Source organism: Glycomyces sp. TRM65418 (assembly GCF_019710475.1).
Classification (GTDB): Bacteria; Actinomycetota; Actinomycetes; order Mycobacteriales; family Micromonosporaceae; genus Glycomyces.
Genome location: NZ_JAJFAX010000005.1, coordinates 236,856 through 249,837, shown reverse-complemented (window position 1 = coordinate 249,837; position 12,982 = coordinate 236,856). Strand labels below are relative to the sequence as shown.

Annotated in this window: 14 protein-coding genes; 6 read left to right on the top strand and 8 right to left on the bottom strand. The window is 68.0% G+C overall.

Features of this window, described 5'->3' with window-relative positions; translation table 11 throughout:
* Positions 1-7 precede the first annotated feature (7 nt).
* Positions 8-397: a hypothetical protein gene (locus K3N28_RS13465; protein WP_228093053.1), complete on the bottom strand. Its 390-nt coding sequence runs from the start codon at positions 395-397 to the stop codon at positions 8-10.
* A 198-nt stretch (positions 398-595) separates the two neighbouring features.
* Positions 596-1,720 carry an alkene reductase gene (locus K3N28_RS13460; protein WP_228093052.1) on the bottom strand — a complete coding sequence of 375 codons (1,125 nt, stop codon included), beginning with the start codon at positions 1,718-1,720 and terminating at the stop codon, positions 596-598.
* Positions 1,721-1,776: 56 nt separating this feature from the next.
* On the opposite strand from K3N28_RS13460, the gene K3N28_RS13455 reads away from it, so the two are divergent.
* The 3 genes from K3N28_RS13455 (at position 1,777) to K3N28_RS13445 (ending at position 4,498) form a co-directional block, all read left to right on the top strand.
* Positions 1,777-2,172, top strand: a complete 396-nt coding sequence (locus K3N28_RS13455) for a MerR family transcriptional regulator (protein ID WP_228093051.1) — start codon at positions 1,777-1,779, stop codon at positions 2,170-2,172.
* 297 nt (positions 2,173-2,469) lie between these two features.
* A complete protein-coding gene (locus K3N28_RS13450; RefSeq protein ID WP_228093050.1) occupies positions 2,470-3,072 on the top strand; it encodes a TetR/AcrR family transcriptional regulator in 603 nt (200 codons plus the stop codon).
* A 199-nt stretch (positions 3,073-3,271) separates the two neighbouring features.
* Positions 3,272-4,498, top strand: coding sequence for an MFS transporter (locus K3N28_RS13445; protein ID WP_255640276.1), 1,227 nt, complete (start codon positions 3,272-3,274; stop codon positions 4,496-4,498).
* A gap of 180 nt (positions 4,499-4,678) precedes the next feature.
* Here K3N28_RS13445 and K3N28_RS13440 read toward each other — a convergent pair whose 3' ends face one another.
* A complete protein-coding gene (locus K3N28_RS13440; protein ID WP_228093048.1) occupies positions 4,679-5,389 on the bottom strand; it encodes a maleylpyruvate isomerase family mycothiol-dependent enzyme in 711 nt (236 codons plus the stop codon).
* Positions 5,390-5,653: 264 nt separating this feature from the next.
* Complete coding sequence (locus tag K3N28_RS13435) at positions 5,654-6,040, bottom strand: hypothetical protein (RefSeq protein WP_228093047.1); 387 nt, start codon at positions 6,038-6,040, stop codon at positions 5,654-5,656.
* Positions 6,041-6,279: 239 nt separating this feature from the next.
* Between K3N28_RS13435 and K3N28_RS13430 the strand changes: the two genes are divergently transcribed.
* Positions 6,280-7,116: an MBL fold metallo-hydrolase gene (locus K3N28_RS13430; RefSeq protein ID WP_228093046.1), complete on the top strand. Its 837-nt coding sequence runs from the start codon at positions 6,280-6,282 to the stop codon at positions 7,114-7,116.
* A 150-nt stretch (positions 7,117-7,266) separates the two neighbouring features.
* On the opposite strand, the gene K3N28_RS13425 is transcribed toward K3N28_RS13430, so the two are convergent.
* The 3 genes from K3N28_RS13425 to K3N28_RS13415 all read right to left on the bottom strand — a co-directional run bounded on the left by K3N28_RS13425 (position 7,267) and on the right by K3N28_RS13415 (position 9,783).
* Complete coding sequence (locus K3N28_RS13425) at positions 7,267-8,547, bottom strand: PQQ-like beta-propeller repeat protein (RefSeq protein WP_228093045.1); 1,281 nt, start codon at positions 8,545-8,547, stop codon at positions 7,267-7,269.
* A 182-nt stretch (positions 8,548-8,729) separates the two neighbouring features.
* A complete protein-coding gene (locus K3N28_RS13420) occupies positions 8,730-8,975 on the bottom strand; it encodes a DUF397 domain-containing protein (protein WP_228093044.1) in 246 nt (81 codons plus the stop codon).
* Positions 8,950-9,783, bottom strand: coding sequence for a Scr1 family TA system antitoxin-like transcriptional regulator (locus K3N28_RS13415; protein WP_228093043.1), 834 nt, complete (start codon positions 9,781-9,783; stop codon positions 8,950-8,952). Before K3N28_RS13415 ends, K3N28_RS13420 begins: the two co-directional genes overlap by 26 nt.
* 357 nt (positions 9,784-10,140) lie before the next feature.
* Between K3N28_RS13415 and K3N28_RS13410 the strand changes: the two genes are divergently transcribed.
* Both K3N28_RS13410 and K3N28_RS13405 read left to right on the top strand, forming a co-directional pair.
* Positions 10,141-10,473: a hypothetical protein gene (locus K3N28_RS13410; protein ID WP_228093042.1), complete on the top strand. Its 333-nt coding sequence runs from the start codon at positions 10,141-10,143 to the stop codon at positions 10,471-10,473.
* 77 nt (positions 10,474-10,550) lie between these two features.
* Positions 10,551-11,720, top strand: coding sequence for a serine hydrolase (locus K3N28_RS13405; RefSeq protein ID WP_228093041.1), 1,170 nt, complete (start codon positions 10,551-10,553; stop codon positions 11,718-11,720).
* A gap of 177 nt (positions 11,721-11,897) precedes the next feature.
* Here K3N28_RS13405 and K3N28_RS13400 read toward each other — a convergent pair whose 3' ends face one another.
* Complete coding sequence (locus K3N28_RS13400) at positions 11,898-12,299, bottom strand: STAS domain-containing protein (RefSeq protein WP_228093040.1); 402 nt, start codon at positions 12,297-12,299, stop codon at positions 11,898-11,900.
* Between the last annotated feature and the right edge of the window lie 683 nt (positions 12,300-12,982).

The following is a 12,982-nucleotide window of genomic DNA, read 5'->3' as shown; positions in this document are numbered from 1 at the left end:
TGTTCGCCTACAGGCCGCCGCGGGGATTCGAGGGGTAGGCCTCGACCTGGGCGTTCGGTCGGTCCGCATAGCGGACGAGGTCGGCGTGCCGGCGGAAGTCGTCCGCGTTGTACTCGTCGATCTCGACGGCTGTTTCGGCGCAGGTGGCGAGATACTCGCCCATGTTGCCCAAACGGCGGCCGAAACCGCCTGCTCGCATGCCGTGCCACCAGGTCCCGGCCGAGGTGAGCGCTTCGCCGACGGCGAAGTTGCTTCCGGTCAGCGCCGAGCCGACGGTCGAGGTCTCGTCCTTGATCTCCGCCGCGGCCGTGTCCACCTCGCTTTCGATATCGAACAGGTCTTCCACGGCATCGTGGACCTGCTCGGGTTCCATCGCGAATACTCCGGCACCGCTCATAGACGTTCCATTCCTCTCGGTGGCGTAGTGGCCGTGGCCGCCGCAACGGATCAGAACCTACCGGCCGACGCTTGCCAACGAGTTGCCGTCGAGTACACGGCGTGCGGGGCGGCCACCGCATGGCGGCCGCCCCGCATCCGGTACGGGGCATCCCCTTTCACTGTGAGGAGCGGCAGATGCGCTTCGCCGCTGCGAGCTCTACGCGTCGGCGGGCGTGAGCGATGCCAGGGTCGGGTAGTCGGTGTACCCTTCGGCCCCGCCGCCGTACAGCGGGACGTCCTTGCGGATCGGGTTGACCGGCGCGCCCGTCCGCAGCCGCTCGGGCAGGTCGGGGTTGGCCAGGAACGGGCGGCCGATCGCGATCAGGTCCGCTCCCGCGTCCAGCATGGCCGTCGCGGCGGCGAGGCCCCCGTCGGCGGGGATCGGCTCCGACTCGGGCGCCGCCGGGTCGGACGGGTTGGCGATCAGGACGCTCTGCCAGCGCCGCCGCAGCTCCGCGAACAGCGGTGTCGGCGAGGCGTAGGCGAGGTGGAGGTACGCGAGGCCGACCGGCGCGATCGCGTCGAGCAGCGCCGGGAAGAGCCGGTCGGCGTCGTCCATCTCGATGCCGTTGTGCGGGTTGCCGGGCGAGATCCGCAGCCCGGTGCGTTCGGGCCCGATCGCGGCGGCGACGGCCTCGACGACTTCGACGACGAACCGGATGCGGTTCGCGATCGTGCCGCCGTAGGCGTCGGTGCGCTGGTTGGTGCTGGTGGCGAGGAACTGGTTGAGCAGGTAGCCGTTCGCCGAGTGGACCTCGACGCCGTCGGCTCCGGCGCGGATCGCGTTGCGGGCCGCGGCCACGAAGTCATCCACTGTAGACCGGATGTCGGCCGTGGTCATCTCGCGCGGCACGACGGGCTCGCCGTGGCCGCTCGGGACGTGGATGTAGCCGGGCAGCGCGATCGGGGAGGGGGCCATCGGGACCAGGCCGCTGGTCTCGGGGTGGCCGATCCGGCCGCCGTGCTCCACCTGGAGGAAGACGCGGCCGCCCGCGCCGTGGATCGCACTGATCACCTGCCTCCATCCGTCTACCTGGGGTTCGGTGAAGACGCCGGGGATGCCCGGGTAGGTGTAGCCGACCTGGCTCGGCGTGCTCGCTTCCGCGACGATGAGGCCGGCGGAGGCGCGCTGCGCGTAGTACTCGGCCATGAGCGGCGTCGGCACGCCGCCCTCGGCGGCGCGGTTGCGGCTCATCGGGGGCATGACCAGGCGGTTCGGCAGTCGAAGGGTGCCGAGTCGGGCGGGTTCGAAGAGGCGCTGGGCCTTGCTGTCGTTCGTCATGCGGGTACCGTAGAACCTGACACCGATGTCAGGTTCAAGGGATTGTGAGGCACGCCATGCGAATCGGGGAACTCGCCCGCCGGACCGGGGTCAGCGTCCGCTCGCTGCGCTACTACGAGCAGCAGGGCCTGCTCGTCTCCGACCGTACCCCGGGCGGGCACCGCGAGTACGGCGAGCGCGCGGTCGACCGGGTCATCCGCATCCAGGTCCTCTACGCCGCCGGGCTCAACAGCCGCGCCATCGACAGCATCCTGCCCTGCATGCGCGACGAGGACGGCGGCCCGAACGAGCACGCCACGGCCCGGCTCGCCCAGGACCTCCGCGCCGAACGCGAGCGCATCGACCGCCAGATCGCGGATCTCATGCGCTCCAGGGAGATCCTGGACGAGGTCATCGCGGCGGCCGACGTCGACGAGGCGCTGGAAATGAGCGGGGCGAACGCCGCACGCTGACCTCGGCGGATGCGTGCCGGGTCGGACGCCGTCGCCTCCCCCGCCCTCGCGGCCATCGCCTGTGGAGCATCGACCCGGCCGACACTGAGGAACGCCCCGGACGAGCGGCCGAGGGATCGCCGTACCGGGGCTCGCCACTGGAGGCGTCGAATTCGGCGGTGGCGCAGCGCAATGCCATCCCGGAATCATCGAGCCGCGGGTCCTGAACGCGGCGGTGCGCGACGGTCCTCGAAGACGCCGCCGACTCGCCCCGGCCAGTTATGGACATGTCGTTACAGAACCTGTTACGGTATGCCCATGGCGAGACCACTGAGCTTCGAGCGCGACCACGTCGTCGAGGCGGCGACGAGGACGTTCCTGCGCCACGGGCTGCACGCCACCAGCGCCGAAGACCTGTGCCAGGCCACCGGCCTGGGGCGCAGCAGCCTCTACAACAGCTTCGGCAGCAAGGACGCGCTGTTCGCCGAGTGCCTCGGCGCCTACTTGACCCGGACGCGGGAGCGCGGCGAGGCGATCCTCGGCGACACCGCTCGTCCGGTGCGCGACCGCATCGCGACCCTGCTGCGGCTCATCGCCTCCGAGGAGGCCGAACGCGTGTCAGCCGGCGAACCGCGAGGCTGCCTGGCGGTGAACACGGTCGCCGAACTGGCCGACGACGCGGAGCACGTCGAGAGTATGCGGCGCGTCGACGAGGACACCGCCGCGCGCCTGCATCTGCTCGCCGACGTGCTGCGGGTAGGCCAGGCCGCAGGTGAGATCACCGACCAGGTGAGCGCCGAGGGCCTCGCCGCGTTCGTCAACGCCTCGATCGCGGGCCTGCGCATCACCTCGCAGGGCGGCACGGCTTCGGACCGTCTGGAGGACATCGTCGCGACCACGTTGCGGGCCTTGGACCCGTAGCCCCCGATCGCAGGCGACCTGCGCCGCGCGCCGATCGGGCACTGATCGTCACCGACCCCCGTAGGGCGGTGGCTTCATGCCGTCCTACCGGACGACCGCCCAGCGACCGTCGCTCGGGAAAATTTTGTAATGAACATTCCATAATGATTGAGGGGAGTCTCCTTTGACCGCAACGACTCCGGCCGGGCCCGCTCGCGCGGTGCCGTCGGCCGTCTATGTATTGGGAGTCGGTGTCTTCGCCATGGTGACCAGCGAATTCGCCGTCGCCGGACTCATGCCCCAACTCGCCGAGGGCCTGGACACCGACATCCAGCAGATCGGCTACCTCGTCACCGTCTTCGCCGTCTCCATGACCGTCGGCGGGCCCGTCCTGGCCCTGGCGCTCCTGCGCCTGCGACCCAAGACCGCATTGATGATCATCTTCGCGATCTTCTTCGCCGGCAACCTGCTCGCCGCGGTCGCCACCTCGTACGCCGCGATGGTGGCCGCTCGGGTGGTGAGCGGTGTGGCCTCGCAGGCGTTCTTCGGCATCGCGATCTCACTGTGTTCGCAGCTCGTCCACGAGCGCGTGCGCGGTCGGGCCGTCGGCGTGGTGATGAACGGCCTCATGCTCGGCACCCTCCTGGGCCTGCCGCTGGCGACGTACATCGGCGGCCGCCTCGGCTGGCAGGCGGCCTTCTGGACCATCGCCGTCCTCACCGCGCTCGCCGCCGCGCTCACCGCCGTCCTCGTGCGCAACCCGCCCCGACCCGTCGCGGACGAATCCGGCGGCGCCTCCCTCGCCGCCGAGTTCAGGGTGTTCCGCCGCCCGCAGCTGCTGCTCGCGCTGGTCTCCAGCACGCTCATCATCGGCGCCACCTTCGCGGTGTTCAGCTTCTCCGCGCCGATCCTGACCGAAGTCAGCGGGTTCGGCGACGACACCGTGCCGTTCCTGCTGCTCGCCTACGGGGCCGCCACCGTCGTGGGCAACATGGTGGTCGGCCGGCTCGCCGACCGCCACACCGTCTCCACGCTCCTGACGGGCACGCTGCTGAACGCCGCATGCCTCACCGGACTCGCGCTCTTCACCGACACGCCGCCGCTCGCCCTCGCCTTCCTGCTCGGCGTCGGACTCGTCGGCGTCACCATGAATCCCGCCATGGCCATCCGCGTCCAACGCGCCGGGAGCACTCGGCCGCTCGTCAACACTGTGCACTCCTCGTTCATCACCCTCGGCGTGATCCTCGGTTCGGCCATCGGGTCCCTCCTCATCCCCGACTACGGTCTGCGCGCGCCGATCGTGCTGGGCCTCGTCTTGGCCCTCCTGGCGATCTCGGCCATCCTGCCGGCGCTGCGCCACCCCCGGCTGCGCGGCGGCGACCTGCCTCCGGACACCGCATCGAGCGCGCCCGAGGAGCACCTGGAACCGGTGGGACAGCGCCGCTGAGCAACGCCCGCTCGGTATCGGCCGGGCCTCCGGACTCGGACACGGCGTTCGGAGGCCCGCCCGCGCGTCGGCGCCGCTCGCGACGGCTCCAGCCGGTCTCGGAGGAGCGGTCCTCCGGCGCTTTCAGAGCGCTGTCCACCGCTCCCGAAGCACGCGGCTGGTTCGAGGGCCGCAGGACCGTTAAGCCAAGGGGCCCTTCAGGACCGACAGCGCCGCCTCGCGGTCGCCGTTCCAGGTGAAGACCGGGTCGTCCACGGTTCGCCTGGCGCGCAGCAACAGCAGCAGGTCACCGGCCGTGCCGATGAGGTCCGCGACCGGCTCCCCGGGGCCGAAGACCCACCAGTCGCCGGTGTCGCTGGCCTGGAGGCGGATGCACGCGTCCGGCGGCCACGCCTTGCCCCGGCCGATCTGGCGCGGCGCCAGGACGTCGAAGACCTCGGAGATGCCCTCGCCCGCCAACTCGGGATCGAGCGGCCCCGCCTCGCCCACGGTCCGCTCGGCGTCCCAGCGGTGCAGCATCATCGCGACGGCGCGCGAACGCTGCCAGAAGCCCGCGTTCGGCGGCGTGTAATAACCCCACGCGGGGGCCTCCGGGTCGGTGTCGAGCGCCATCAGCAGCACCTCGCCGGTGCCGTCGACCCAGCGCATCAGCTCGTACGGGTCCTCGGGCACCTTGGGCGGGCTGGCGTCCGGCGGGTCGGAGCTGCCGTCCCAGTCGGTGACGGCCGCGGCGGCGAACAGGTTCGAGGAGCCGACGAGTGCCGCAAGCTCACCCAGGTTCAGCTCTTCCTCTCCGTGCTCGATGGGCGCGGCGAGGTCGCCGTCCACGAGGCAGGCGCCGAACGCATCGAGCTCGCGTCGGAAGTGGCGTAGGAACGACGCAGCATCCATGCCTCCCAGCCTATCCGCGTCCGCGCCCGAACGCCGATTCCAGGTGGCCGCCTCGGGGGCGAACGGTCCGCACGCAGGTTCCTTACCGCAGGTCAGAGGCCCTTCGTGTCCAGGCGTCCACCGGCCTGCCGAGTCGATCGGGCTCGTGGACGTCGGCCACGCGCCGGCGGCCGATCCGCCGCCGAGGGCCGACGCGGGTGAACCCGGTGCGCTCCCGGCTCGTGACCGGCGCCTTCCACGCCGTCGCCGGCGCGGCCCTCATCGTCACAGCGCTGGGACGCGGGTCAGGAACGTCAAGGCGGCGTGCACTGCCCGGCGAAGGACCGCTTTCACTCCGCGCCGACGCGGGTCGGTCGTGAGGCTGAGCCGGTGCGCGCGCAGCCGGTTGGCGCGGGCGAGCGGTTCGGAGACGTCGAGGAACCTGGTCCAGGCGTCCTCGCGGAGCTTGACGTACGGGTCCGGCGCTTCACCGCGGCGGTGGCGGCCCGTGCGGGTGTCGCGGCGGTAGTCGGCGGGGGCGTTCCACAGCCACGGACCGGGGTCGTACTCGTCGTACGGGCCGGTGCGGAGGACGTACCCGGACGGGTGAGCGCGGAGGCGTGTCGGCCGGTTTTCGAGCGCGCTGGACTGGCGTATCGTCGTAGACGACATACGGAAGTTCCTTTTCTATGTCGAGCCGCCTGGTGGTACAAGTTGGTAGCTAGTGGCCACCGGGCGGCGTTACATGATTGCCTTATGCAGTTGCGCGACACGGTCACGGAACGTGTCGGCTCCAGAATGAGCGGCGACTGTCCGGTTTGTCAACCCCCGCTGTCGGTGTGTCGCGAATTCTCATGTGGAACTTTCGATTCCCGTGAACCGCAAGAGGTCGGACGCACAGAAGGAGCCCCATGCTGAGCCAGGTCGCCGAGGGCGTGCTGACCCACCAGAGCCAGTTGCTCGAGAACAACACCGTTGTGGTGCAAGGGCGCTCCGGCGTGCTGCTCATCGACCCGGGGATAACGGGCTCCGAAATGGTCTGCCTCGCGAACGACCTGCGCGAGCTGGGCCAGCCGGTCGCGGCGGGCTTCGCGACGCACCCCGACTGGGACCACGTGCTCTGGCACCCCGAACTCGGCGAAGCGCCCCGATACGGCACCGCCCGCTGCGCCGCGTTCGTAGGGATAGTGCGGTCGCACGCGGACTGGAAGGCGCGCGCCGCCGAGGGACTGCCGCCGGAGATCGCCGAGGACACGCCGCTGGACCTGTACGGGCTCATCACCGGCCTGCCCGAGGGAGCAACGCAGATCCCATGGGACGGACCTGAAGTCCGGATCATCGAGCACCCGGGGCACGCCCCGGGCCACGCGGCGCTGTTCATCGAGGAACGCGGAGTGCTCGTCGCCGGCGACATGCTCTCCGATGTCCTGGCTCCGGTGCTCGACGACTTGACCGACGCCAACGACCCGATCGAGGAGTACCTCGTCGGGCTGCGACTGCTCGAAGCCGTGGCGGACGGCGTCGACGTCGTCGTCCCCGGCCACGGGTCGGCCTGCGGCGCTGACGAGTTCCGCGCGCGAATCGAGCTGGACCGGGCGTATGTGCTCGCCTTGCGTGAGGGCCGGGTGCCCAGTGACCCGCGGGTCGGCCCGACGGCGAAGTCCGGCTGGGAGTGGGTCGACCCCATATCCGAAGAGCGGGTGCGGCGCCTCGCGGAAAGAAGCGAGCGCGGCGGCACGCCCGGCTAGCGATCGGCCGACGACGCCTTCGAGTCGAAGGAGGCCGTCCTGACACCCCCGACTCCGAGACCGCCGCGATCACGATGCATCCACTCAGGACGTTCTATCCCGAGGGGCCGCATCCGGGGCCCGGCGGTGAGCCCGGCCCCGGACCGGGCGTTAGGCGATGGCCGGGTAGCCGGAGACGCCGCTGTTCGGGTCTGCTGCGATGCCGACGTATTCGTTGACCACCCAGGGGGCGATGCCGGGCGCGGTCTCGGCGTCGGCGCCGGTGAGGGCGTCGAGGACGACCGGACCGTTGTCGGTGTTGCCGTAGACGGCGCCGTGCCAGACGGCGGTGATCCCGACGCTGGAGCGCTCGGCGGAGGGTTCGAGCTCCCATAGCCATTCGCCGGTCTCGGTGTTCACGGCCCCGAGCCAACCCCAGGTGTCGTTGCAGATCAAGGTCGTCTGCCCGTCGAACCTGCACATGCCGGAGTCGCGTTCCTCGGCCTGCAGGCTCGTGACCGTCCCGGTGGCGGCCTCGACCAGGAAGAGGCCGCCCTCGATCGTGTCGTAACCGCCGAAACCGAACACGTACTTCGATCCGGCCGGGCGCAGGTCCAGGTAGCCGAACTCCTCGTCCTCCCACTTGACCGCGCCGTCCGCGATGGCGAGCCCGCTGCGGTGCCTGTTGAATTCGTCGTCGCCGGGGACGCCGACCACGGTGTCACCGGCGACCGCCTGGGTCGCGAAGGCGCTCTCCCATGCCACGGCCTGCGCGGCCAGGTCCACTGCGACGGTGTACGACCCGTAGATGTCGAGGTCGACCACGACCACGCCGCCGGACTCGCCCTTGACCACGGCGTTCTCGTACGAGGCCGATTGGACGAGCGGCAGTTCGGTCACCACGCTGAACGCCTGCTCGCCGGTGGCCGCGTCCACTGCGATCACTTCGAGGTTCTGGTGCGCCACCGCGGTGCCCTCGGCTTCGCCGGTGGTCAGGAACGGCACCACCACGAGGTCCTTGCCGTCCAGGCTCACCACGATCGGGGCCTGGATCGGGTTCTCGCCCGCGAACACCGATATCGCCGGGTCCATGGGCGTGCCGGACTGCGGCGTGATCGCGGGCAGGATCTCGGCGATGCGGGTGTCGACGATCTGGAGCTGGTTCGCGGAGGCGATGAACGCCTTCGTTCCGGAGAGGGCCACGGGAAGCGGCTGGACGGCGTTGCCGGCCAGGTTGATGTTCCCGGCGCCGGCCTCTTGGGGAAGCGGGACGCCCGCTCCGGTGTCGAACTGCATGGGCGGGTCGAACGCTGCGGCGTCGATCTCCGGTTCGGTCTCTTCGGCGCTGGCGGACTCTTCGGCGGGTTCGTCGATGGTGCCGCTGTCCTCGCTGCACGCGCCCAGGAGCAGTCCCGAGGCGGCGAGGCAGCACAGCGTTGCTCTGATCTTCATGGTCGCGCCAGTCGCTTTCTTGCCGGGCAATGTTGAGGGAACCTGCTCAGTGTAGGGACCGAGCGCCACCGACTCGGTCGTCTCGACACCGAAATGCGGGGCAGGATCGAACCTCGCATGAATTGCGCGGACCGGCCGCACCGCAGACACGGTCTGGAGACCGCTGAGGGACGAATGTGAACCTAGCGGGTGGCTCCCAGCAGGGCCTGGAAGTCGTTGGCCCCCAGTGCGAAGACCGGCGAATCATGGCCGAGCTTGCTGTCGCGCACCTGGAACATCCCTGCGGAGGTACGGGCCTCGACGCAGTTGTTGGAGTTGGTCCCGGAGCTGCGGGAGCTCTTCCGCCAGGTCTGGCGGCACTCAACGCAGTTAGTCGAATCGGTGCCGCTGCTCCGGGTGCTCTTACGCCAAGCGGTCGCGATGTGCATCGAGATACTCCTCCAGTGGTATGCCACGACGCCAATTCGGCTCGATCGGCTCATGGTACAACTTCACACGCTCCGGCTCTTCGATGCACCATGTGCGGTCGCGGATCTGCGTGAATACGAAGGCAGGTCCTGCAGTCGGGCTGTTGGCCGGCTGAAACAGGTGGAAGTTGCTGTGGAAGGTATGCGGCCCGGCCATGATGCGGATCTCGAAGTTGGACAGGGAGTTCCACTCCCGCATGTAATCAAGTTGGTCGCGACGATCGTTCGCTTCCAGTTCTCGCAGCCAGCCCAGCGCCGCCTCTCCGAGGAAGAACTGGGCCGTGAACGGATCGGTACGGTTCCTGAGGGTCTTGGCGCGGCGAACCTTGAAGTCACGGCCGAAATCAGCTACTTCATCACTAGTTCCTTCCAATGGCTTAAGGACCTTGGTGTGGAAGGCGTCGGTTTGCAGAGGGCCGTGGACTCGTTCGGGCTCCCAGTTGAAGATGCGGTTGTAGTGGCGCTCGCCCTTCGCCAGGAGGATCGCGTTGAACCGCGAATCGAACTCCAAGCCTTTCGCGGCGGCCTTCTTCGCCCGCACGACCTGCTGGGCGTACAGGATCTCCTCCTCATCCGCACCGCCGAAGCGGGTGATGAACTCGCGGATGTCGCCGACTGAGGGCTGACCCAAGCCCTTCTTCCAGTTGGCGATGGTCTGAGGCACGACCCCCAGCGCCTCGGCGACTTGGGCGTCATTGGCTCCGCTCGCCTCCATCCCGTCGAGGATGGAGGCGATCACGTACCAGTTCGAGAGCGACAGTCGCGCCATGAGATGTACCCCGCATTCGGTGGGAAAGCAGCCGGTAGCGAATCATGATGACATATGAGGTCCATTTGCGAAACCAGCACTGGACCGCTTTGGTCAAGCGACCCAAGAAATTAGACGACTCAAGCACTCCAAAATTTTTGGCGAAAAATTTTGAAGGGCCTCTCCCGCCAAGGAACTACCACTCCGTGTCTACTTGCTACCTGCGGAAACGTCGCATAGCTTGGAGGCATCGAGATCGCATCGGTCTGATTCTCGATTGGTGGGGATGCCAGGAGGCCGCGTTTCGGGGTGGGCCGAAGCGGCCTTCTGGCGCAACTCCGTCAGATATCCGACATTGTCTGGAGTGGAGGGATCTCGATGGGAAGAGCGAATCTGAGCGTCGCCGATCTGGAGGCGCTGGAGCGGGGCCGATTCAGCGACGGCCGTCGCAGTTTCACGGTCCGGGCCTCCAGTGCCCAGGCGCCCGACTCGTTCCAGGTCTTCGTGACCGGGAACGCCGCCGACATCGTGCTGATCGTCTCCGGCCTGACCTCCGGCAACCTGCACGCGACCTGGGGCGAGGAATGGCGTGCCGCGTCGGAGGCCGAGCGCGAGTGGTTCCAGGCCTGGGCCTTTCACGTGTTCTACAACGGCAGCGTGTCCGAGCGCCGCCGCCCGCAGCCCGGGACGGTCCGGCACTGCGACGGTTGAGTCGGTAGTGCAGGCGGTACCGCGATACGGCAGTTCGCGGTATCGCGCGGAACCGTTCCGGTGCATACCGTTCGGGTATGAGTAGAACCGTATTCACCGCCGCGGCCCTGACGCTCGGCCTCGTCGCCGCTCCCGCCGCCGCGTACGCCGGGAGTCCCGGCCACGACGGCCTGGACACCGACCTCCTCGAAGCCAGGCTCGACGACTTCGCCGAACTGGCCGACCACAGCGTCGTCGTCGAAGTCCGCGACGGCGACGACACCTGGTCCGAGGCGGTCGGGGACCGGAGCCTCGAAACGGATGCGCGCGAGGCGAAACCGGGCGACCGCGTCCGCGTCGGCAGCGTCACCAAGTCGATGACCGCCACGGTCCTCGTACAGCTCCAAGGCGAAGGCCTCCTCGACCTGGACGACACGATCGGGCAGCACCTCCCCGGTCTCCTGCCGTACGAGCAGGATCCGACGATCCGCGAGGTGCTGACGCATCAGAGCGGCTTGTTCGACTTCCTGCCGTACCTCTACCCCTCGCTGCTCGAAGGCGACATCAGCGACGTCCGCGAGGGCTACCGGAACCATTACGAGCCTGAGGAACTGATCGCGATCGGCACGCAGGGGGAGCTGCTGTTCGAGCCGGGCGAGGGCTGGTTCTACTCGAACGTCGGCTACATGACCCTCGGCCTCCTCATCGAGGAGGTCACCGGCGAGACCTACCGCGACGTGCTCGAAGAGCAGATCTTCGAGCCCGCCGACCTCGACCGCACCTACGTCCCGCGCGACGAGACTTCCGGCATCCGCGGCGCGCACCTCGTCCCGTACGTGACGACCGGCGACCCGAGCGATCCGTACTTCGACACCACGGCGCTGTCGAACACGCAGATGTGGTCGGGTGGCGGTGTCATCTCCACCGTGGGCGACCTCAACGACTTCTACGCCGCCCTCACCGACGGCACGCTGCTGACCGCCGAGGAGCTCGCCGAGGCGACGCGGTACGTCGACACCGGCAAGAGCTTCGATTACGGACTCGGCCTCATGAACCGCGAGATCGAATGCCCCGATGGGGCGACGGTCGAGGTCTTCGGACACGACGGTGACGGCCTGGGCCACGAGACCATCTCGTTCCACTCCGTCGACGGCGAACGCCGGATCTCGGTCGCGTGGAACATCGGCGACAAGCACGGCTACACCGACTCCGACGAGTTCGACGACGCGCTCGACGCCCTCATGGCCGCCGGACTCTGCGGGAGCTGACTCGGGCGGCCCTGCACTCGGGGCCGTCATCGGATCCCGCGAGCGCAGGGCTCGGCGGTGCCCCGGTTCTTGGGCGGCTCCTCGTCGGAGCCGCCTTTTCCCGCTTGCGCTTCGGCTTTCGGGGAACGGCTGTTGACAGCGGTGACCGCCTCCGGGGCTACCTCATCGCGGCGGCTCTCATATGGCTTGTTCGATCATGATGGCAGGTACTCCCTCGGGCCACAGGACCTCCATGACTCGCTGAAAGCAGGATGGCGCGTGGTGCACCACGATGCGGCGTCCGCCGGTCAGGTGGCTCGCGGCTTCAACGAGCACGGCGGCGCCCCGGGAGTCGATGAACTCCAGGTCGCTCAGATCCAGGTGGACCTCCTCGCCATGGCCGGCCACCAGCCGCAGTGCGTGGTCCCAGTGCATATGGCTGCGCAGGTCGATGCCTCCGGTGGCGCGCAGGCCCACGATCTGGGGGCGACCGTATTCGCTGATCTCCAGCGAACGGTCGAGTTGGTCCTTCTCGGCCGGCTGCGGGGAGGGAACGAGCCGAGATGGGGTGCCGGCTCTGGTGCTGGTGTGCTTTGGCATGGATCCGCCTTTATATTGCCACGAAGCCCCGGTGATAATTCTGGGATCTGCTTCATGTGACGCCTGCACGGCTGATCTCATAAACGATACTCGCTACTGCGCCTAAAAGCGAATGGGAAGATCGCTGAGCGGCGGAATGTGGGGTGTTTCGACCTGTATATCCGCGGCGTGTACGGGACCCAGATCGATTATCTGGAGTTTTAACCGCACTTCATGCAGAGGTTTACAAATTTTTCAACAATGACGAAACCTCATCGACCTTGCCAATAAATGCCGTCCTACCTGCGAGTTCATATCTATAATTCGGGTGCTATGAAAACACTGCAGATCGCCTTGGATCAAATGTCTCCATGGTTTCAAAAAACTGTGAAAATATGCACTTGATTTTTTGGAGCGCATTTTTTGGGATTGGCACTGTTTTGACGTTTAGCAGTATACTCTGCCTCCTGGAATGGCATCGTCACCAAATCGTGATAGTGTCGGTTTAATGATGGGAGCCGATGCGACAATTTTCGAAGAGTCAGCTCCCGCACTTGAATTCGCTTGCAGGGGAAATGGCGGCGCAAGGACGTTGCCTGCTCGTGCGAATATCCACACCGACACCGCCCGGTGCCGACGCCCTCTCCACCGGAGGGGGTGTCCTGGTCCCCGGACATTCCCGGCCGCGAAGGCGGTCGGCACCC

Bases quoted from the DNA above. Each gene is read 5' to 3' on its own strand.
- K3N28_RS13465 (WP_228093053.1), bottom strand. From the start codon at position 397: ATGAGCGGTGCCGGAGTATTCGCGATGGAACCCGAGCAGGTCCACGAT.
- K3N28_RS13460 (WP_228093052.1), bottom strand. From the start codon at position 1,720: ATGACGAACGACAGCAAGGCCCAGCGCCTCTTCGAACCCGCCCGACTC.
- K3N28_RS13455 (WP_228093051.1), top strand. From the start codon at position 1,777: ATGCGAATCGGGGAACTCGCCCGCCGGACCGGGGTCAGCGTCCGCTCG.
- K3N28_RS13450 (WP_228093050.1), top strand. From the start codon at position 2,470: ATGGCGAGACCACTGAGCTTCGAGCGCGACCACGTCGTCGAGGCGGCG.
- K3N28_RS13440 (WP_228093048.1), bottom strand. From the start codon at position 5,389: ATGGATGCTGCGTCGTTCCTACGCCACTTCCGACGCGAGCTCGATGCG.
- K3N28_RS13435 (WP_228093047.1), bottom strand. From the start codon at position 6,040: ATGTCGTCTACGACGATACGCCAGTCCAGCGCGCTCGAAAACCGGCCG.
- K3N28_RS13430 (WP_228093046.1), top strand. From the start codon at position 6,280: ATGCTGAGCCAGGTCGCCGAGGGCGTGCTGACCCACCAGAGCCAGTTG.
- K3N28_RS13425 (WP_228093045.1), bottom strand. From the start codon at position 8,547: ATGAAGATCAGAGCAACGCTGTGCTGCCTCGCCGCCTCGGGACTGCTC.
- K3N28_RS13420 (WP_228093044.1), bottom strand. From the start codon at position 8,975: ATGCACATCGCGACCGCTTGGCGTAAGAGCACCCGGAGCAGCGGCACC.
- K3N28_RS13415 (WP_228093043.1), bottom strand. From the start codon at position 9,783: ATGGCGCGACTGTCGCTCTCGAACTGGTACGTGATCGCCTCCATCCTC.
- K3N28_RS13410 (WP_228093042.1), top strand. From the start codon at position 10,141: ATGGGAAGAGCGAATCTGAGCGTCGCCGATCTGGAGGCGCTGGAGCGG.
- K3N28_RS13405 (WP_228093041.1), top strand. From the start codon at position 10,551: ATGAGTAGAACCGTATTCACCGCCGCGGCCCTGACGCTCGGCCTCGTC.
- K3N28_RS13400 (WP_228093040.1), bottom strand. From the start codon at position 12,299: ATGCCAAAGCACACCAGCACCAGAGCCGGCACCCCATCTCGGCTCGTT.